At 64.8% G+C, this 19,672-nt stretch carries 16 protein-coding genes; 8 read left to right on the top strand and 8 right to left on the bottom strand.

Annotation, left to right across the window (positions count from 1 at the left end; translation table 11 throughout):
* The first annotated feature begins 111 nt into the window (after positions 1 to 111).
* Positions 112 to 1,554: a DUF294 nucleotidyltransferase-like domain-containing protein gene (locus tag Atep_RS14255; protein ID WP_213379110.1), complete on the top strand. Its 1,443-nt coding sequence runs from the start codon at positions 112 to 114 to the stop codon at positions 1,552 to 1,554.
* 86 nt (positions 1,555 to 1,640) lie between these two features.
* Here the strand turns inward: Atep_RS14255 and Atep_RS14250 are convergent, their stop codons facing one another.
* The 3 genes from Atep_RS14250 to Atep_RS14240 form a co-directional block, all read right to left on the bottom strand.
* The gene (locus tag Atep_RS14250; protein WP_419467499.1) at positions 1,641 to 2,258 is read right to left on the bottom strand and encodes an ABC transporter ATP-binding protein; all 618 of its coding nucleotides are present in this window, start codon (positions 2,256 to 2,258) and stop codon (positions 1,641 to 1,643) included.
* A 152-nt stretch (positions 2,259 to 2,410) separates the two neighbouring features.
* On the bottom strand, positions 2,411 to 3,262 hold the full coding sequence (locus Atep_RS14245; protein ID WP_213379109.1) for an ABC transporter permease: 852 nt from the start codon (positions 3,260 to 3,262) through the stop codon (positions 2,411 to 2,413).
* Positions 3,263 to 3,368: 106 nt separating this feature from the next.
* On the bottom strand, positions 3,369 to 3,950 hold the full coding sequence (locus Atep_RS14240; RefSeq protein ID WP_213379108.1) for a chorismate--pyruvate lyase family protein: 582 nt from the start codon (positions 3,948 to 3,950) through the stop codon (positions 3,369 to 3,371).
* Positions 3,951 to 4,454: 504 nt separating this feature from the next.
* Between Atep_RS14240 and Atep_RS14235 the strand changes: the two genes are divergently transcribed.
* Positions 4,455 to 4,643, top strand: a complete 189-nt coding sequence (locus tag Atep_RS14235; protein ID WP_213379107.1) for an alanine-zipper protein — start codon at positions 4,455 to 4,457, stop codon at positions 4,641 to 4,643.
* Here Atep_RS14235 and Atep_RS14230 read toward each other — a convergent pair.
* On the bottom strand, positions 4,622 to 5,587 hold the full coding sequence (locus Atep_RS14230) for a L,D-transpeptidase family protein (protein ID WP_213379106.1): 966 nt from the start codon (positions 5,585 to 5,587) through the stop codon (positions 4,622 to 4,624). The genes Atep_RS14235 and Atep_RS14230 overlap by 22 nt on opposite strands.
* Before the next feature lie 28 nt (positions 5,588 to 5,615).
* Between Atep_RS14230 and Atep_RS14225 the strand changes: the two genes are divergently transcribed.
* A complete protein-coding gene (locus tag Atep_RS14225; protein ID WP_213379105.1) occupies positions 5,616 to 7,664 on the top strand; it encodes an elongation factor G in 2,049 nt (682 codons plus the stop codon).
* Between the two features lie 6 nt (positions 7,665 to 7,670).
* Here Atep_RS14225 and Atep_RS14220 read toward each other — a convergent pair whose 3' ends face one another.
* The 3 genes from Atep_RS14220 to Atep_RS14210 all read right to left on the bottom strand — a co-directional run bounded on the left by Atep_RS14220 (position 7,671) and on the right by Atep_RS14210 (position 10,890).
* Entirely contained in the window at positions 7,671 to 8,915 is a 1,245-nt protein-coding gene (locus Atep_RS14220) for an ATP-binding protein (protein ID WP_213379104.1), read from the bottom strand.
* A gap of 9 nt (positions 8,916 to 8,924) precedes the next feature.
* Positions 8,925 to 9,446, bottom strand: coding sequence for a single-stranded DNA-binding protein (gene ssb, locus Atep_RS14215; RefSeq protein ID WP_213379103.1), 522 nt, complete (start codon positions 9,444 to 9,446; stop codon positions 8,925 to 8,927).
* An 85-nt stretch (positions 9,447 to 9,531) separates the two neighbouring features.
* On the bottom strand, positions 9,532 to 10,890 hold the full coding sequence (locus Atep_RS14210) for an MFS transporter (RefSeq protein ID WP_213381740.1): 1,359 nt from the start codon (positions 10,888 to 10,890) through the stop codon (positions 9,532 to 9,534).
* Between the two features lie 244 nt (positions 10,891 to 11,134).
* Here Atep_RS14210 and Atep_RS14205 point away from each other — a divergent pair, with 244 nt between their 5' ends.
* Together Atep_RS14205 and Atep_RS14200 are read left to right on the top strand one after the other, a co-directional pair.
* Positions 11,135 to 13,003, top strand: coding sequence for a methyl-accepting chemotaxis protein (locus Atep_RS14205; RefSeq protein WP_213379102.1), 1,869 nt, complete (start codon positions 11,135 to 11,137; stop codon positions 13,001 to 13,003).
* 26 nt (positions 13,004 to 13,029) lie between these two features.
* Positions 13,030 to 13,944 (top strand): CHAD domain-containing protein, encoded by a 915-nt coding sequence (locus Atep_RS14200; protein ID WP_213379101.1) that lies wholly within the window; start codon positions 13,030 to 13,032, stop codon positions 13,942 to 13,944.
* Between the two features lie 17 nt (positions 13,945 to 13,961).
* Here the strand turns inward: Atep_RS14200 and Atep_RS14195 are convergent, their stop codons facing one another.
* Positions 13,962 to 14,120 carry a hypothetical protein gene (locus Atep_RS14195; protein WP_236786257.1) on the bottom strand — a complete coding sequence of 53 codons (159 nt, stop codon included), beginning with the start codon at positions 14,118 to 14,120 and terminating at the stop codon, positions 13,962 to 13,964.
* A gap of 204 nt (positions 14,121 to 14,324) precedes the next feature.
* Between Atep_RS14195 and Atep_RS14190 the strand changes: the two genes are divergently transcribed.
* The 3 genes from Atep_RS14190 to Atep_RS14180 all read left to right on the top strand — a co-directional run bounded on the left by Atep_RS14190 (position 14,325) and on the right by Atep_RS14180 (position 19,597).
* Positions 14,325 to 14,588 (top strand): hypothetical protein, encoded by a 264-nt coding sequence (locus Atep_RS14190; RefSeq protein WP_213379100.1) that lies wholly within the window; start codon positions 14,325 to 14,327, stop codon positions 14,586 to 14,588.
* Positions 14,585 to 15,289, top strand: coding sequence for a glycosyltransferase family 2 protein (locus Atep_RS14185; protein WP_213379099.1), 705 nt, complete (start codon positions 14,585 to 14,587; stop codon positions 15,287 to 15,289). The genes Atep_RS14190 and Atep_RS14185 overlap by 4 nt, the downstream gene beginning before the upstream one ends.
* 192 nt (positions 15,290 to 15,481) lie before the next feature.
* Positions 15,482 to 19,597, top strand: a complete 4,116-nt coding sequence (locus Atep_RS14180; RefSeq protein WP_213379098.1) for a DNA gyrase subunit B — start codon at positions 15,482 to 15,484, stop codon at positions 19,595 to 19,597.
* Positions 19,598 to 19,672: the final 75 nt, after the last annotated feature.

The raw sequence follows: 19,672 nt of genomic DNA, 5'->3' as shown, positions 1-19,672 counted from the left end.
GACACGATTTTCGGGATTGATGGGATTAGAATTCACGCTGGTGCATCGTCCTGCGTTCGCGTCGGTCGAACCTGACCATTCGGACCCAAGGCACAACACACGAAGGCCATCATGTCCGCTGAAAACGTCTTCTTCACCCCAGTCAGCAAGATCTGCCAGACGGATGTCGTGACCTGCGCGCCGGATCTGCCGCTGATCGAGGTCGCCGAGCTGATGCGTGCGCGCAATATCTCCAGCCTGCTGGTGCGCGACGGCGAGGAACCGGTCGGCATCGTCACCGACCGCGATCTGCGCAACAAGGTCGTGGCCCCCGGCATCGACCCGCGCGAACGCTGCGCACGCGACATCATGAACAGCCCGCTCGTCACCATCCGCGAGAGCGACTATCTGTTCGAGGCGCTCTATCTGATGAGTCGGCGGCGCATCCATCGGCTGTGCGTGGTCGACGCCGAGGGTAAACTGCGCGGCATCGTCACCGACACAGATGCCCTGCGTCTGCACAGCCGCTCGCCCCAGCAACTCATGAAGGAGATCGAGGAGGCGGAGACCCCGGCGGAACTCAAGACGCTGCGTGAGCGCATGGAACATCTGGTGCTCCATCTGCGCGGCACCGGCGTGGCGACCCGCGATCTGGTCCAGACCGTGGCCCTGCTCAATGACCGGCTGCTGATCCGGCTCATCGAGCTGGTGCGCGCCGCGCGCTATCCGGATCTCACCGACCGCTTCGCCTTCCTGGTGCTCGGCAGCGAGGGACGGCGCGAACAGACCCTGGCTACCGACCAGGACAACGCCATCGTCTATGCCGACGATCTGTCCGAAGACGAGCTGGAACGACTGCGCGCCTTCAGCGTCGATCTGATCGACAATCTGATCGACATCGGCGTGCCCGCCTGCTCGGGCGGCATCATGGCCAAGAATCCCGAGTGGCGACGCAGTGTCAGCGGCTGGAAGCAGATACTCGACAAATGGCTGCGCACCCCGACGCCCGCCAACATCCTCGCGGGCAGCATGTTCTTCGACCTGCGCACCCTCTACGGCGACGAATCGTTCGAGCAGGAACTCAAGGCCGACATCATCGCTAAGCTGCACGGCAACAACCTGTTCCTGGTCCATAGCGTGTCGAATGCCGTGGCCTTCCTTCCGCCGCTCGACTGGTTCGGGCGGGTCAAGACCGAGCGGCGCGGCCCGCATCGCGGCTGCATCGAGGTCAAGAAGGCGGGGGTCTTCGCCATCACCGAGGGCTTGAAGGCGATGGCGCTCCAGGCCGGCATCGGCGAGGGACGCACCCATGATCGGGTGCGGGGACTCCAGCAGGCCGGCATCCTGGAGGCGCATCAGGCCGACAGCCTGCTGGCCGCCTTCGATTTCCTGATCGCGCTACGCCTCCGCGCCCAGTTGCTGAAGCTCGAACGCGGCGAGCCGATGACCAACTATCTGCCGCTCGACCATCTCAACCGCATCGAGGTCGGACGTCTGAAGCTGGCGCTGGAAGAGGTCAAGCACTTCCAGGGCTTCCTGCGTCATCGCTTCCATCTGCATCAGGTCAGCCGTTAGCAACGGCTCGAAAACCACCGAGCCACGGTGGTTCCTTCTCACCCTCTCCCCAACCCCTCTCCCGCGAGGGGCGGGGGCTTGCCGGATCACCAGCCGCGCATGGCCCGATAACGCTCCAACGCCTCGTCGGTCGGACCGGCGAAGACCACGCGACCATGCTCCATCAGCAGCGACTTGGAGCACATGCTGCGTACCAGGTCTTCCGAATGTGAAGAGAGCACGATGATGGAGACGCGCTCGGTGAAGCGTTCCAGACGCTCGCGCGCCTTGTGCAGGAAGGACGCATCCCCGGCGCCGATGCCCTCGTCGAGCAGCAGGATGTCCGGCACCACCGAGGTCGAGACGGCGAACGCCAGCCGCATCTGCATTCCCGCCGAATAGGTGCGGATCGGCAGATTGAGGAAGTCGCCCAGCTCGGTGAACTCGGCGATTTCGTCCATCATGGCCCGGATCTTACGGCGCGGCAACCCAAGGAAGAGTCCGCGCAGGACGATGTTCTCGTAGCCGGTGCTCTCCTGATTCATGCCGAGTGCGATGTCGAACAGGGGCACGGTCGAACCCTGGACCTTCACCCGCCCGCTGTTCGGTTCATAGATTTCGCTGAGCACCCGCAGCAGCGTGGTCTTGCCGGCGCCGTTGTGGCCGATGAGTCCGAGCCGGTCGCCGTCTTCGAGCGAGACGTTGATGTCCTGCAACGCCTGCACCACCGAGATGCGCTGCGAGACCGTGTCGGCGCGGATCTGGCCGCCGGTCGCGCTCTGGATCAGACGATTCTTGAGCGAGCGCGTCGAGGCGCTGTAGACGGGAAAGGAGACCGAGACGTTCTCCAGCGTGATCGAGGCCAAGATACTCTCCCTCAAACCCAGTAGGCGACGCGCCAGCGGTAGGCCGAATAGAAGAAGAGCGCCACCGCCCAGCCGACGACCGTGATGGCGATGACCGTCAGCCAGTTGCCGAGCGCCGGTGGTTGACCGAGCAACGGGGCGCGCATGATCTCGACCAGATGGTAGAAGGGGTTGAGATCGAGCCAGAGCGCGCGTCCCGGCAGCATGTCGGGCTTCCAGATGACCGGCGTGATGAAGAACAACACCTGCACTATGCTGCCGATGATCAGTGGTACGTCGCGAAAGCGCGCGCTCAGCAGCCCCAGGAATAGCGCCATCCATAGCCCATTGAGCAACAGCACCAGGAGCGCGACCGGCACCCACAGCAGGTTCCAGTTGAGATCAACCCCGAACCAGAGCGCAACCCCCAGGAAGACCCAGATGTTGTGGGCAAAGGCGATCAGGGTCGACCAGAGACCGCGATAGGCATAGATCGACAGCGGCGCGTTGAGCTGGCGGATCATGCCCTCGGCGAGGATGAAGGACTGGCAGCCGTCGTTGATCAGACTCGCGATCATGCCCCAGATGACGAAACCGGCGGCCAGGAAGGGCAGATAGTCGTGCAGATCCTGGCCGAAGATCTGGCCATAGAGCAGCCCGAGCGCCAGCACCATGATCGCCATCGACAGCGTGATCCAGAACGGCCCAAGCTTGGAGCGCCGATAACGCTGGCGCACGTCCTGGAGTCCGAGCGTCATCCAGAGTTCGCGCCGGTCCCAGCCGGCGCGGATATCGTGCAGGGCGCGCTCGAACTGCTCGCGCTTGAGTCCATGCTGGAGCTGGATCAGCAGGGACGACTCGCCATGTTGGGTGTCGGTCGACATCGATACTCGAACTCTAAAATCGAATGGTCTCGTTCGCGGCGCGTACTATAGCACGCGGGTTTCGCAACGAAGACGCCTTGAGGAACACGAGAGCGACGCCGGGATCTCAGCGATACAGCGCCACTGGAAAGTATTCGGTGATCAGGATCACCGGACGATGGTCGATGGTGATGCGATAGGTGCGAAACACCGCTGTCTCACCATCGGCCGTCCGGTCCAGCCCCACGTCCAGCACCTCGCGATAGCTCTCCAGTCCGCTGTCCCGGATCAGTACGCCGATGCCGATCTCGCGATCGATGAGCCGCCGGCGGAAATCCGGCGGGATGAGCTGGGTGCGGATCAGTGAGAAGGCTTCGGCGAAACGGCGTCCGCTGTCGGTGCCGCGTAGCTGGGCGTCGCGAATCAGACAGGGGTCGCCACGCTCGACTCCGAGCCAGGGCACGGGTTCCTGCGCGTCCTCGAAGCGTTGCTCCAGGGTATCGACCACCACCGGCTCCCAGAAATAGGCTTCCAGGATCTTGGTGACTGTGCCGTCCGTGACCAGGAGCGCGCGCAGAAAAGCCGGCAGTTGACTCAGGGCGATCCGCTCGCCCGTCGAGTCGACGACCTCGCCGGCGCGCGCGAAACCATCACAGCGAAAAGGCGGTTCGCCTGGCGCGGAGGGGCCACGCCCGTAGTAACGATGCATCAAATGAAATCCAAAATACAACAGTGTTGGTTTGCAGTATCAAATCGACTGGACACTGAGACGGTGGACGCCCGCCGGGGTGAAGCGGATGCGGAGGAGTCTCGTGCATATCGATCGACACGGCGGTTGCTCGTGGCCGGCAGCTTGGCGTTGAAAGCCTTTTTTTACAAGGTGTTGCGTGCGTCTCCGGTTCGTATCCAGGGTCGTGTCCTATATGAGTGGAGGCCGGGATCGGTTGGCCGTTGTAAAAAATCCGCCGATCGGTATGATTGTGGGCTTGATGTCTCACTGAATTTGCCCCAAGCTTTACGCCGGACACCGACTTCCTGGCTGGGCTTGCAGTCCAAACCGGGGGGCACGGGACCAGAACGAGCACGTCAAATCCTACCCGGCTCATCACACCAACCCAACGTCATGCGTCGGATGGTTGGGCGTGGCTCGGTAGACTTACGCACCATGTGTTAATATGCAGGCCGCAAGGCCCACAACTTTCGGAGATCCATCATGACCAAGATCGTCAAGGCTGCTTCCATCTCTATCGCCGCTCTGCTGCTGCTCGGCGGCTGCACCACCGACCAGACCGCTCGTGACATGGCTCAGCGGGCCATGGACACCGCCAACAGTGCCCAGGCGTGCTGCAACTCCAACACCGAGCGTCTGGACCGTATGTATCAGAAGATCATGGGCAAGTGATTCGCTTGACCTGATCCGCTCCGGTGTCCCACGACCTGCGGGACACCGGAGTCCTCCTCGACGGCCCGTTCCACCGCCTTCCAATCGATCGTCACCCCCTCGGCGTTCGCCACCGACTCGGGAATCACCGAGCGATAGTGCTTGCGGACACTCTTCTCCCCGGTCTGCACCTCCAGATAGAGATCATCCCCCAGCCAGCCGTACTTGTAGGGCTGGTCGATGATGGCCACGGGCGTCTTGAGGCCGGTCATGCCGTAGAGCTCCTCGATGGCTTCCGGGTACATCCGGATACAGCCGCCACTGACCTCCAGGCCCATGCCCCAGGGCTGGTTGGTGCCGTGGATCAGATAGTCCGGGTTGCTCAGGCGCATGGCAAAACGTCCGAGCGGATTGTCCGGACCCGGCGGTACCGTGGGCGGCAGGATCTTGCCGCGGGCGGCGTAATTGGCTCGCACCTGCGGCCCGGGCGTCCAGGTCGGATCCTTGCGCTTCTCGATGACCTCGAAGTTGCCCAGCGGCGTGGCCATGGCATCCTTGCCCACGGTGATGGCATAGATGCGAACCTCGTTGGGATCGTCGGGCGGGTAGTAATAGAGCCGCTTCTCGGCGCGATTGATCACGATCCCCTGACGTGGTGCGTTCGGCAGCACATAGAAGGCCGGAACCAGTACCTGGGTTCCCTCGCCGGGCACCCAGATATCGACCTTGGGGTTGGCCTGGCGCATGTCGTCGAAGCCCAGATTGTTCTGGCGGGCGATGTCCAGCAGTGTATCCTTGGCGCGTGCCGTGAAATAGAAGGGTGTGCCCACGACCGAGTCGTTGGGGTTCTCCAGCCGGAAGGTCTCGGCCCAGGCGCCCTGGTGCGCGCCCCAGCCGAGCAGCGATGCGCAGAGCGCCGGCACGAGCCAGGCTCGGGGGCGTCCGCCGAGTTCAAGACCTCTCATAACGTTTTCCAAGCTCCTGTTCAATGCGATGAAAAAACCATCCCGATTGTCGCACGTCCGCAATATCGGGGTTGCCGCTCATGTGGATGCGGGCAAGACGACGCTCACCGAGCGCATCCTGTTCTACACCGGCACCTCGCACAAGATCGGTGAGGTGCACGATGGCGCCGCTCATATGGACTATATGGCCGAGGAACAGCGTCACGGCATCACCATCACCGCCGCCGTCACCAAGGCTCCCTGGCGCGAACATCTGATCCAGATCATCGATACACCCGGACACGTCGACTTCTCGATCGAGGTCGAGCGGGCGATGCGGGTTCTCGATGGCGTCGTCATCGTCCTCGACGGCGTCCGGGGCGTCGAACCCCAGACCGAGACGGTGTGGCGTCAGCGTGCGCGCTTCGAACTGCCGACGCTCCTGTTCATCAACAAGATGGATCGTCCGGGCGCGGATTTTGACCATTGTCTGGCATCCGTCAAGCAGCGTTTGCACGCCGAGCCGGTGCCGATCACGATCCCCGTACCCGAGGCCGGCGGCGTGCTGCATTTGATCGATCGAATCCTGATTCGTTTCATCGGCGAACAGGGCGAGCGGATCGTCGTCGAGCCCTGTCCGCCCGAACTCTGGGCGCGTCATCGCGAGCGGCGCGAGGCGCTGGCGCTGGCCGCCGCCCAGGTCGACGAGTCGCTGGCCGATCTGGTGCTCGCCGGCGGGGAGCCGTCGCCCGAGCGACTGCGCGCCGCCATCCGCACGGGAACCCTGGCCGGGACGCTCGTTCCCTGCTACGGCGGCAGTGCGCTGCGCAATCTGGGTGTGCAGCCGCTGCTCGATGGCGTGATCGACTTCCTGCCGGCCCCGCTCGACCGTCCGGCCGCGCTCGCCGAACGGTCCGACGGGACGCGCGAGGAGGTCGTCATGACCCCGGACGGCCCGCTCGCCGCGCTCGCCTTCAAGGTCCAGCTCTGGGAAGGGCGCCGACACGTCTTCGTCCGGCTCTATCGCGGGCGGCTCGCGCCGGGCGACGCGGTCGAGTTCCTGACCGCCGACGGGCGCGTGCAGCGCGAACAGGTCGCGCGGCTGTTCGAGGTCGACGCCGGCAAGAAGACCAAGCGCGATCTGGCCGAGGCCGGGGACATCGTGCTCCTGGCGGGATTGCGCTTCGCCGGCACGGGCGACACGCTCTGCGCTCCGGGGCAGGTGCTGAGTCTGGAACGCATCCAGGTCCATGATCCCGTGCTCGGGCTGGCCATCGAACCGGCGTCCGGAACCGAGGAAGACAGGCTCGTCGAGGTGTTGCACAAGATCCAGCAGGAAGACCCCACACTGCGCGTCGAGGAAGACCCCGAGACCGGCCAGCGGCTGCTCAGAGGCATGGGCGAGCTGCACTTGCAGATCGTCATCGAGCGACTGGAGCGCGAATTCGGCGTCGGGGTGCGCGCCGGCCGGCCGGCCGTGGCCACGCGCGAGACCATCCGTCAGCCGGCCGGCGCCGAGGCGCTGTTCGCCCCGCCACCCACGCCGGATTCGCGCCAGCCCGATCCGATGGCGCGGGCCGCGGTCAGCGTCCGGCCGCGTGAGCGCGGGCGCGGCAATCTGATCGAACTGGAGCCGTGTCTGCGGCCCGAGGGCGCCCAGCTCGACGAGGCGCACATCCAGGCGATCCGCGAGTCGATCGACACCACCCTGGCCGGCGGGCCGCTCCAGGGCGCTCAGGTGCTGGATGTGGCGGTCGGTGTCGAGGAGGTCGAACTCTTCGGCGTCGGCTCGACGCCGGCAGCCACGGCGGCAGCCGTCGGCAAGGCGCTGCGCAAGGCGCTGGAGAACGCGCATCCGGCGCTGATGACCCCCGTCATGCGTCTGGAGGTGGTCGTCCCCGAGCCGAACCTGGGCGCGGTGCTCGGCGATCTCCAGGCACGGCGGGCTCTGATCCAGGCCACCGAGATCCAGGACGATCTGGCGACCATCCGCGCCGAGGCCGCGCTGGAGCCGCTGCTCGGTTATGCGACCACCCTGCGCGGTCTGACTCAGGGACGCGGCCGGTTCAGCCTGGAGTTCGAGCGCTTCGATCTTTGAGCGCTTTCATCGGGACTCATCCGGTAAGGCTTGGGCGTAGATGGTCAAACACAGTTCCAGATCGCCGATGGCTTCATACAGCGGTCGTCGTCCCGAAAGACGTTCGCTTTCGCGCAGGATCATTTCGACCCCGAAACCGCGACGATCCATCAGCAGACGTCGGCCCAGCGTCGGATCGTCCACCGGGCAGTAGCGCGCGAACAGGCTGGCGAGGATTTCGTTGCGCGGCACCGACAGGCGGGTCATGGACTCCAGCGACAGGGTATTGGGCAGGGCGCCGGGCGAGCGGATCTCCAGCCGGTCGCTGAACATGAACAGCCGGATGCGCCGGCCGTGCAGCGAATAGTCGCGATGCGCCACCGCGTTGACGATGGCCTCGAAGACCGCGTCCAGGGCATATTGCGGGTAGTCGATGCGCCCCAGACGTTTGCGCGCCGCCGTCATCATATTGCGGCGCACGAAGTGCAGGGCGTCGAAGATCTGCCGATCCAGTGGTCCCCGGATCTCCAGGGCGTCGATCTGTTCATTGGGGTCGTTGCGCACGCCGTGATGGGCGACGGCCAGGATCTCGGCGTTGCGTAGCCAGCGCGTCGGGTCGAGCGTGCACAGCAGCACGCCGGCCACTGTCGGTACCCATTGTTCGTCGTGCCGGGCCAGCAGGTGCAGGCGTTCGAGTTGCTCGGGTGTCTCGCCCTCGTCCGGGTGCAGGAAGCGGCGCACCAGCAGGGCGTCGACATCGTCGAGGGTGCAGCCCGGCACCGTCTGTTCCTCGAAGCGGATCAGCCGGGCCTGACTGCGCTGTTGAAACAGTCGCGCCAGCGCATCGGGCGTCAGTTCGCGCCTGGCGTGCCCGACGCGACGGAAATAGCCGTTGGCGCTCTTGTGCACCCACAGGCTGCGCGGCACGTCCACGGCGATGACCGGCACCGGCGTTCCGGTTGCATCGGGCAGGGTCAGGTGACGGGTGACGATGTCCAGCGGCGGCTGGATGCGGTCGGTGCAGATCGCCGTCAACCAGGTCTCCGCGCGGTCCAGATGCTCCAGCGGCAGGCCGATGATCTCGCGCGTCCGGTCGTCCACGCCCAGCACCAGCAGGCCGCCGCTGGCGTTGGCCATCGCCGCCAGTTCGTCGGACAGGCCATCGGGATGCGGCTCGAACACTTTGCCGCCGTCTTTGACCACCAGACGCTTGAGTTCCAGGGTCGAGTCCTCGCCCAAGCGGATGCGTTGCAGCAGGTGCTCGCTGTTCACGCCGGAATTTCAGAACGGAATGTCGTCATCGAAATCGGCCCCACCGCCGAAGTTGCCGCTGTCCTGATTGCTCGGTCGGGCCGAGTCCGGTGCTGTTGGACGGCCACCGCCCGAACCGCCGCCACTGCCGCCGCGAGCAGACGCCGGCGCGTCGTCAAAGGGCACCGAAGAGGCGCCGCCCGGCCGACTGTCGAGCATCTGCATGGTGCCGCCCACGTCGACGACGACCTCGGTGGTATAGCGATCCTGGCCGTCCTGGGTCTGCCATTTGCGCGTGCGCAGCTTGCCCTCGACGTAGATCTTGGACCCCTTGCGCAGATACTGCTTGACGATCTCGGCGAGCTTGCCGAAGAAGACTACGCTGTGCCACTCGGTCCGCTCCTGCAACTCGCCCGTGTTGCGATCCTTCCAGCTCTCGCTGGTGGCGATACGCACATTGGCCACGGCATCGCCGCTGGGCATGTAACGCACCTCGGGATCGGCACCCAGATTGCCGATCAGGATCACTTTGTTGACACCTCGTGTCGCCATGTCTCTACTCCCACCGGTCGTGCACGGACGCCGGTCATCGATCTCATATGAATCCGAAGACGGCCGATCGCTCCAGCCGGTCGGGCTAGGCGCTGGCCGCCGAAAACGTCTGCAATCTTGCCCAATCGGTCTGACGACTGTCCACTTTGAGATAGGCAACGCCCTCGTCGAGCACGATCACGGCCTCCTTGACGCCCGGCACCTCCAGCAGCCGCCGTTCCAGGCTGGAGACGTCGAGTGTGGCGCCCGAGGTGCCGAGCGCGATCACATGACGGCTCAGGTTCTCCGGGATCGGCAGGGTCCAGACCAGCCGCAGCCAGAGCAGGGCCGTCAGCAAGCCGACCAGATAGACGGACGCGAACCCGAATTGCGCGTGCACCAGCCCGCCGAGCAGTCCGCCGAGAAAGGCTCCGATGAACTGTGCGCTGGAGAAGACGCCCATGGCCGTGCCCTTGGTCCCGGCCGGTGCCGCCTTGGAGACCAGCGAGGGCAACACCGCCTCCAGCAGATTGAAGATGGTGAAGACCACCGCCAGCAGCACCCCGACCAGCCACAGCGTCTGATTGAACAGATAGAAGCCCAGCATCGAGAGCGCGAGCACCGCCACCGACCCGATCAGCACCGAGCGTACCCGACCGCGCCGCTCGGCGAGCACGATGAAGGGCACCATGGCCAGGATCGCCGCCGGCACCGCCGGCAGATAGAGCATCCAGTGCTCGGTCACCGGCAGTCCGGCCTCGCGCAGCGACAGCGGCAGCACCACGAACAGACTGACCATGGTCAGATGCAGCATGAAGATCGCCAGATCCAGCCGGATCAGGGTCGGATCGCGCACCACGCCGGCGAGCTGATCGAGCACCGGCTGGGCGTCGCGATGGACCTTCGACTGCTCGGGATCGGGCACCACCTGGGCCAGCAGCAGCATCCCGGCGAGCGCGAGCAGGGCCGTGAGCCAGAACAGCCCCGAGATCCCGATCAGCCCCGTGAGCGGCGGCCCGACCACCAGCGCGGCGGCGAAGGAGAGCGCGACACTGATCCCGATCGCGGCCATACCCTTGGTGCGTACCTCTTCGCGGGTGAGATCGGCGGTCAGGGCGATGATGGCGGCGGCGATCGCGCCGCTGCCCTGGAGCGCGCGTCCGATGATCAACCACTGGATGCTGTCGGCCAGGGCCGCGACCAGACTGCCGATCAGAAACAGCACCAGCCCGCCATAGATCACCGGCTTGCGCCCGATCCGATCCGACAGCAGCCCGAGCGGGATCTGGAACAGCGCCTGGGTCAACCCATAGGCGCCGATCGCCAGTCCGACCAGCAGCGGCGTGGCCCCCGGCAGGTCGTGGGCGTAGAGCGCCAGCACCGGCAGCACCATGAACAGCCCGAGCATCCGGGTCGAGAAGATGGCGGCCAGTCCGGCGGCGGCGCGGCGTTCCGAGGCCAGCATGGGTACGTTCGGGATCTCGGGGTGGGAGTGGTTGGATCGATTCACGGGCCGGCCTGTGTCTGTCGGGAACATAAGGATCGAATCATAAACCGCGTTCAGTGTGAGCGGCAGGGTTTTCGGAGAACACTTGCCGGCCGTCATCACCCGGTCACATGGCTCTGCTGTAATGCAGCCCTTCCAACCGCCCCGCTGTTGCATCCATCGCGCACCCCTCTCCATCGGCCACCGAGACGCCGAGTGACTCATGACTATCCGAAAAAGCGTCACCCTTGCGGCGATCCTCGTCACCCTGACGGTCGCCGCCGCCCTGATCCTGGTCGCCCAGGCCGGCAACCTTCGACTCGAACAACGCCTCACCCAGGAGGCGGCCTCGGGCCGCAGCCTGGTCTGGAACCAGAGTCTGGAACGTCTGTTCGAGCACATGAACACCGGCATGGTCGACTTCGAGCGCGACTTCGCATTGCGGCAGGCGCTCAAGAACGGCGATGCTCAGGCCGCGCGCCAGGCCGTCGAGTCGCTGATCAATCTGGTCAGCGAGCAGGGCTATTTCGATCGGCTGATCGTATTCGAGATCGATGGCGAGCGTCTGTATGGCGACAAGGCATCGGCTGTTTCCAGCCATGTGCAAGCCCTGGTCACAGCCGCGGCTGCCGACGATCGGCCCAAGCACGGCCTCGGACTCGATGCGCAGGGCGAACCCGTCGCGCTGCTGGCGTTTCGGCTGCTGGTGCGCCATGAACCCATTGGTACGGTCGTGTTTCAGAGATCACTGGGCTCGGTTCTGGAACGGTTCAAGGCCATACAGGGCGCCGAGGTCTATCTGGTCGGTGCCGAAGGCTCGCTGTTCGCAGGCACGCGCCCGGATCTCTTCGAGCAGTTGGGGCTGAGCTGGCCGGCGCTGGGACGGATCGACCGCCAGACCCGATCCATCGATACGGCGACCTACACGGCCACGCTCCTGCCGCTGCCCGGCGTCGACGGACAACCGCTGGCGCATCTGGTCAGCGTCGCCGACGCTACGGCCGTCCATCTCGAACAGCGTCGCTTCGAGTTCATCGCCTATACCGGGGTCGCCCTGCTGCTGATCCTGGCGTCCCTGGGCTTGTTCTATTACATGCGCCATGCTCTGCGTCCCCTGCATACGGCCGTTGTCACCGTCTCCGCGCTGGCCGAGGGCGATCTGAATGTCTCCTTCGAGACCGGACGCCAGGACGAAGTCGGAACATTGATGCGCGCGCTGCAGGGCATGGCCGAGCGTCTGCGCCACATCATCGGACACCTGCATGTGGCCAGCGGCGATCTGCATGACTCGGCGAGCAACATGGTGCGTCTGGCCGAGCACAGCAAGATTCAATTCGACCGCCAAAAGGCCGAGACCGGCCATGTGGATAACGCGGTCACGCATTTGGCCAATGCGGCACAGCAGGTCGCCGACCACACCAGCCGCGCCGTCGACGCCACTAGCGACGCCCGCCGGCGCATCGAACACAGCCGTCAGATTCTCGATCAAACGACGCAAATCATCGAAGCCCTGGCGCATGAAATCGATCAGGCCGCCGAGGTGGTGCTGAGTCTGGCCGATCGCAGCCAGTCGGTCGGCAACGTGCTCGGCGTGATCCGCGAGATCGCCGGCCAGACCAATCTGCTGGCTCTGAACGCCTCGATCGAGGCGGCGCGCGCCGGCGAACATGGTCGCGGCTTCGCCGTGGTCGCCGACGAGGTGCGTCAGCTCGCGCAGCGCACCCAGCGCTCGATTGAGGAGATCGAAACGCTGATCGGCGCGCTACGGAGCAGCTCCAGTGCCGCCGTCGAGGTCATCCATGCCAATCGTGACCGCGCCCGGCAAAGCGTCGATCACTATGGTCAGGCGGTTCAGAATCTGGATGCCTTCGCCGAATCCGTGGCGATCCTGACCGACATGACCCATCAGATCGCCGGCGCCGCCGAGGAGCAGAGCCGCATGGCCGAGGAGATCGCCGTGGCCATCAATCAGATCGCGGCCCTGGCACAGGATCATGCCGAGGCGGCCGAGTCGGGATTCGGCCAGGGTGCCCAGTTGAACGACCTCTCCAAGCTGTTGCACGAGCAGGTGGCCTACTTCCGGATAAACTGATCTGTGCCTGAATCGCGAGAGACCTCATGAACAAACGGAAGAGCAAAACACCGGTCCCCGTGCATGCGGGTCTGACGGTGAGCGAGGCGCTGGCCGAGATCCTATGTCACGATTTCCGGGCCATGCTGTCGTGGGAGGACCAGGCCCGCACCTGGGACGACACCGAGGGCGTACATCAGATGCGGGTCAGCTCGCGACGGATGCGCGCCGCGCTGTCGGCCTTCCGCACGGCGGTGCCCAAGACCGTCAGCCGGCCCTGGAGCGAGGAACTGCGCTGGATCGCCAACCAGCTCGGTCCGGCACGGGATCTCGATGTCTTCATCGACGAGGGGCTGGCGGCCGTTCGCAACCGGTTGCCGCTGACCGGCGGCGAGCGACTGGCGGCGCTCGCCGAACGGCACCGGGCGGCGGCCTATGAGCGGGTACGCACGATGCTCGACAGCGAACGCTATCTGGCCTTCAAGCTCGACTTTCCCGACTGGTTCGGACACGCCGCCTGGAATCGGACCGAGCTGTCGCGGCGAGAACGTCAAACGCTCGAACGGCCGATCGTGCAATATGCGCGTAAGCGGCTGGATCGGCTCATGCGCCATGTGCTGGAGGCGGGCCTGGGAATGGATCGGAGCGATCCGGAGCAGATGCATCTGTTGCGCATCGAATGCAAGAAACTGCGGTATGCCGCCGAATTCTTCGCCCCCATCGTTCCGGGCCTCGATGATTTCATCAGTCGCCTGAAAGGACTCCAGGATCTGCTGGGCGTGCTCAACGACGTAGCGGTCATGTCCGATCTGCTCACCGAGCTGCTCGCGGACGAATCCGATGTCGAGGTCATCCGCTATTCGGGCGCCCTGATCGGCTGGCGCACCCATCAGGCCTATGATCTGCTGAAGGGCTTCGAGGAACGGTGGCGGGAGTTTCGGCGCGTCGAGCGGCCGTGGTGACACGACTGTCGACTCGCTCAAAGATAGAGTGGCGCCATCCGTCGCCAGTGATAGCCCTGATGGGCGCGCCCGTCCCATTCGTGCAGCGCGTGCCGGATCCCCTTGTCCCAGAGCATCCGGCTCAGATAGCGGTTTTTGCCGATGAGGATGGGCATCTCCCAGGGTGACTGGTTCAAGGGGCGGAATCCGGCCAGGCCGCGATCGTCACGCACCGGTCTTGGGCGAGTAGAGCAGGAATGGATGACGGCGCGATGACGCCTGCGGCGGCGGGAGGGAGGTCATGAAGCCGTCATGGAACCGTCTTTTTTCTCTGCAATACTCGACGCTCACATTGCTCTCCCAAATCTCAAGCCGGATCGCTCACCTGGGCCGGAGGCATCATGAGCAGAGGCCGCCTGCGTTCGACCTGCGCACTCCTCGTCTCGGTTCTCGCATGTTCGACCGTACCCGGACTTGGGGTTGCCGCCCCGACGCCCTGTTCTCCAGGGGCGGACACTGTCCTGGTCCGCTTCACCTATGGTTCGGAGCAAGAGGTCTGGATCCGGGAGGTCACCGAGATCTTCAACCAGCGTGACGAGCGCACGGCCTCGGGCAAACGGATCTGCGTCGAGGCCATCGCCAAGGGGTCGGAGGACAACCGGTGAAGCTATCGGATATCACGCTCGTACTGGCCACGCGCGACGAGGCACGCAACATCGGAGCCTTCCTGGACTCCATTCCGCGCGAACTCTCGCTGGTGGTCGTGGACGCCAGCCGGGACGAGACACCGGAGCTGATCGAACGGCTCAGGCCCGAGCGGACCCTGGTTCTGCGCGAGCCAGGCAACGTCACCGAGGCGCGCCAGCGCGGGTTCGAGGTCGCGCGCTCGGACTGGCTGCTCTTCTCGGACGCCGATGTGGTCTTCGCGCCCGACTATTTCGAACGTCTGGCGGCTCTCGACGAGCCGGCGGTCTACTATGGTCCCAAGCTCTCCCGAGACCGTTTTCGTGCGTACTACCGCCGGTTCGCCTGGGGGCAGGCGCTGTGTCAGTCCTGTGCGATCCCCGCCGCCTCGGGTTCCAATCTGCTGGTACCGAGGCAGGCACTCCGGGCCGTGGATGGATTCGACCTGCGCCTGAACTGCAACGAGGACTCCGAACTGGTCTGGCGTATTCGGCGTGCGGGTTTTGCGACCCGTTATCGTCCCGACCTCATCGTCTACGCCACCGATCATCGCCGCATCGAGCGCCGACGCCTGCTCAAGACCTGGCATTCGATCGTCCGCTGTCTGTTGCTCTACAGCGGTTTGATGCCGGAGTGCTGGCGGCGCCTGGATTGGGGCTACTGGCGGGACCGTCATTCCTGATGTGATTGAAGAGACTGTCCGGAAACCAAGCCGGCGCTTTGGGTTCGGTGCCGAGTCGCGCCGTCCCGTATAATGGAGCGTTCGGCACGCTCCCGACGTCGTTGCCGCTGGCGTCTCACATGCGCCCCGGCCTCGCCTTCCGCTCGATACAGGGCGTTCCGCTTCTCCTCAAATCACGAACGGCTCAGATCCATGACCTACGACTCTACGAATATCAAAGTGCTCCGCGGACTGGATGCGGTCCGCAAGCGTCCGGGCATGTACATCGGAGATACGGACGACGGTACCGGTCTGCACCACATGGTCTTCGAGGTCGTGGACAATTCGATCGACGAGGCGCTCGCCGGCTACTGCACCACGGTGTCGGTCACGCTCCATACCGACGGTTCGGTCTCGGTGGTCGACGATGGGCGCGGCATCCCGGTCGACATCCATGCCGAGGAGAACCGCTCGGCCGCCGAGGTCATCCTCACCGTGCTCCACGCGGGCGGCAAATTCGACGACAACTCCTACAAGGTCTCGGGCGGTCTGCACGGCGTGGGCGTGTCTGTGGTCAACGCGCTCTCGGAGCGGCTGTATCTGCGCATCCGGCGCGGCGGTCATCTCTATGAGCAGGAATACCGTCTCGGTGAACCGCTCTATCCCTTGCGCGTCATCGGCGATACCGACGAGACCGGCACCGAGATCCGCTTCTACCCCTCGGGCGAGATCTTCACCAATCTCGACTTCCACTACGACATCCTGGCCAAGCGTCTGCGCGAGCTGTCGTTCCTCAACTCGGGCGTGCGCATCACCCTGACCGACGAGGCCAGCGGGCGTCAGGACGTCTTCGAGTACGAGGGCGGCATCCGCGCCTTCGTCGAGAACCTGAACCAGAACAAGGAGCCGATCCACCCGACGGTGATCTATTTCAGCACCGAGCGTCAGGACATCGGTGTCGAGCTGGCGATCCAGTGGAACAACGGCTATCAGGAAACCATCTTCTGCTATACCAACACCATTCCGCAGCGTGACGGCGGCACCCATCTGGCCGGTCTGCGCGCGGCGCTGACGCGCACGCTCAACGGCTATATCGAGCGCGAGGGGCTGGACAAGAACCAGAAGATCCGCCCGATCGGGGACGACGCGCGCGAGGGACTGACGGCCGTGCTGTCGGTCAAGGTGCCGGATCCCAAGTTCTCGTCCCAGACCAAGGACAAGCTGGTGTCCTCCGAGGTCAAGGCGGTGGTCGAGTCGCTGGTGGTCGAGCATCTGGGCACCTTCCTGGAAGAGCAACCCAACGAGGCCAAGGTCATCGCCGGCAAGATGCTCGAAGCGGCGCGCGCGCGAGAGGCCGCCCGCAAGGCGCGCGAGATGACGCGACGCAAGGGTGTGCTCGACATCGCGGGGCTTCCGGGCAAGCTCGCCGACTGTCAGGAGAAGGATCCGGCCAAGTCCGAACTCTATCTGGTCGAGGGCGACTCGGCCGGCGGCTCGGCCAAGCAGGGCCGCGATCGTGCCTTCCAGGCCATCCTGCCGCTCAAGGGCAAGATCCTGAACGTCGAGAAGGCACGTTTCGACAAGATGCTGTCCTCGGCCGAGGTCGGCACCCTGATCACCGCGCTCGGCTGCGGCATCGGGCGCGAGGAATACAACCCGGACAATCTGCGTTATCACCGCGTCATCATCATGAGCGTCGATGCCGAGGAGCACGTCTTCGTGCGTGATCCGGGCGGTCAGGTGCACATGACCCGCATCGGCAACTTCATCGACGCCGCCTTACCTAAAGCGTCCGGCGAAGACTATTGCAAGCGCGCCGACGCCGATCTGGGCGAGGTGTTGTGCTTCGGCCTGGAAGATCGGTTGACCCGTTTCCGCCCCATCAAGGCCGTGATCCGTCACCCGCTCCACGAGTCGCTCTATGAGGTCAGGTCGGCCTATGGTCGTTCGGTGCGGGTAACGGCCAGTCACAGCGTTTTCGTCTATGAGGATCAGCAGATCCGGCTCAAGCGTGGCGATGAGCTGCGCACGGGCGATCGGATCGTCGCGCCCCGTTCGCTGTCGTTCCCGGTTACGGCTCCCGAGCGTCTCGATGTCCTGAGTGCGCTGCATGCCGTTCCGGAAGCGGCGGCTCAGATTTGGGTACGCGGCGCGGCGGTCGAGGATTGTCACAAGGCGCGTGTGCCGGCTCAGTACGCAGACGATGCCGAACTCGTCTCACCGCGCGTTGAACTGCCGATCGCCGTTGGCGCCGAGGTTGCCGCCTTGCGCCGGGCCGGCGGTCAGACCGTTCGTTCGCTCTGCAAAAAAATCGGCGTCCGTCAGCCCGTGACCATCCATGCCTGGGAAAGCGGTCGCTCCAGACCGCGACTGGATCGCTGGGTCGCCTATCTGGAGGCCGTCGGCGCGGATGTGGACCGGATCATGGAACAGGTCGAGGTCGTTCCCGGCCGTTTGGAGCAGACCTGGTCGACGCAGTATCGTGGCGCGCCGGCCAATCAGGTTCGTCCCTATGTCCGGCTGAGCGATCTCGATGGCGAGGCCGTGAGCGGTTTCGGTACGCGCGCGGATCTCGAACTGACGCCCAGGCACTACGCCGACCGTGGCATGGCACGTTTCATCAATGTGAACACCGATCTGCTCTGGCTGCTCGGGTTCTATCTGGCCGAGGGTTCCTGCTCCGAGCGTGGCGGCATCCGTTTCGCCATCGGTGCGCGTAATCGGGCGATCCTGCCCGAACTGCGTCGCGTCCTGGAACAGACCTTCGGCCTGCAAGCCCAGGTCTACACCAGCCAGGATCGCGTCACCGAACTGCGTCTGACCAATCGGGTCGCGGTGCTGGCCTGGCGCCATCTGTTCGGTTTCACCAATGCCAACGCCATCGACAAGGCCATTCCGGATCTGGTGTTCAGCGTCGACGAGCCGCTGCGCTTGGCCTTTATCCGCGGCTATCTTCAGGGCGACGGCACGCTCGCGGGTGGACGTTTGGGCTTCGCGACCTCCTCGCGCGATCTGGCGAGCGGTCTGTCCTATCTGTTGTCGTCCTTCGGGGTCGTGGCGTCGCTGTCGCATTACGAACCCGATGGCGTGGTGCGCGAGATCCGTGGTCAACCCTGTGTCACCCGCCATCCGCACTGGATCCTGACCGTCAGCGCACGCGAGGATCTGGCGCGTCTGCGTGCCGTCTGGTCCGATCTGCCGGGCGCCGAGGCGCTGGAAGAGCGTTTACGGAGTACCGCACCCTCGGTCAACCGTCGCTTCGAGACGCTCGACGGCGACCTGATCGCGTTGCCGATCGAGTCCATCACTCCGGTGGAGGCCAGCAACGGCCAGGTCTACGATTTCTCGGTCGAGGAGGACGAGAACTTCATCGCCGGTCTGGGTGGACTCTGCTGCCACAATACGGACGCGGACGTAGACGGAGCGCATATCCGTACCCTGCTCCTGACCTTCTTCTACCGGCAGATGCCGGAGCTGGTCGAGCGCGGACACATCTATATCGCCCAGCCGCCGCTCTACAAGCTCAAGAAGGGCAAGCAGGAGGATTACCTGCTCGACGAGGCGGCGCTCAATGGGGCCATGCTGCAATCGGCGCTCGATGGAGCCGAGTTCCATGTCGACGCCGATGCGCCGCCGCTGGCGAGCACGGCCCTCGAAGCCCTGGCCAAGGAGTATCAGGTTGTCGTGAGTATCGTGCGCCGCTTGGCATCGCGTTATGACGCGACCTTCCTGGATGAGCTGGTGCGCACGCCACCGGTCGATGCCTCGCTCCTGTCCGACGGCGAACGCCTGGCCGAATGGTGCCGGACCATGGAAGCACGGCTGAATGCCGCCGAATCGGTCTCGTTGCGCTATGTCCTGCGCGTCGGCGAACCCGTCGAGGGGCAGTCGCGCGGACTCGAACTGATCCGGCTCATCCACGGCATCCCCGAGACACGGACGATCCCGCTCGACTTCTTCCATACGGCCGATTACGCCCGACTGCGCGAATTCGGCCTCAAGCTCGACGGTCTGATCCAGCCCGGCGCCTTCGTGCGACGCGGCGAGCGGGTCAAGGAGATCGGCGAACTCGGCGAGGGCATCCGCTGGCTGCTGGCCGAGGCTCAACGCGGCTACAGCATCCAGCGTTACAAGGGGCTGGGTGAAATGAACCCGGAGCAGCTCTGGGAGACCACCATGAATCCGGAGATGCGCCGTCTGCTGAAAGTCACCATCGAAGACGCGGTCGCCGCCGACCAGATCTTCACCACGCTCATGGGCGATCAGGTCGAGCCGCGTCGCGAGTTCATCGAGCGCAACGCGTTGAATGTGGGTAATCTCGATATCTGAACGCTCGACTTCGGCGCATCCATCGATGCTCGATGGCCAGGCCGGTGTCCTGAAATCGCGCTCCAAGCGTTCGCG

The sequence above is a fragment of the Allochromatium tepidum genome (genome assembly GCF_018409545.1).
In the GTDB taxonomy this organism is placed as follows: Bacteria; Pseudomonadota; Gammaproteobacteria; order Chromatiales; family Chromatiaceae; genus Thermochromatium; species Thermochromatium tepidum_A.
The sequence above is the reverse complement of the archived record's forward strand: the minus strand, read 5'-3'. Positions and strand labels throughout refer to the sequence as shown.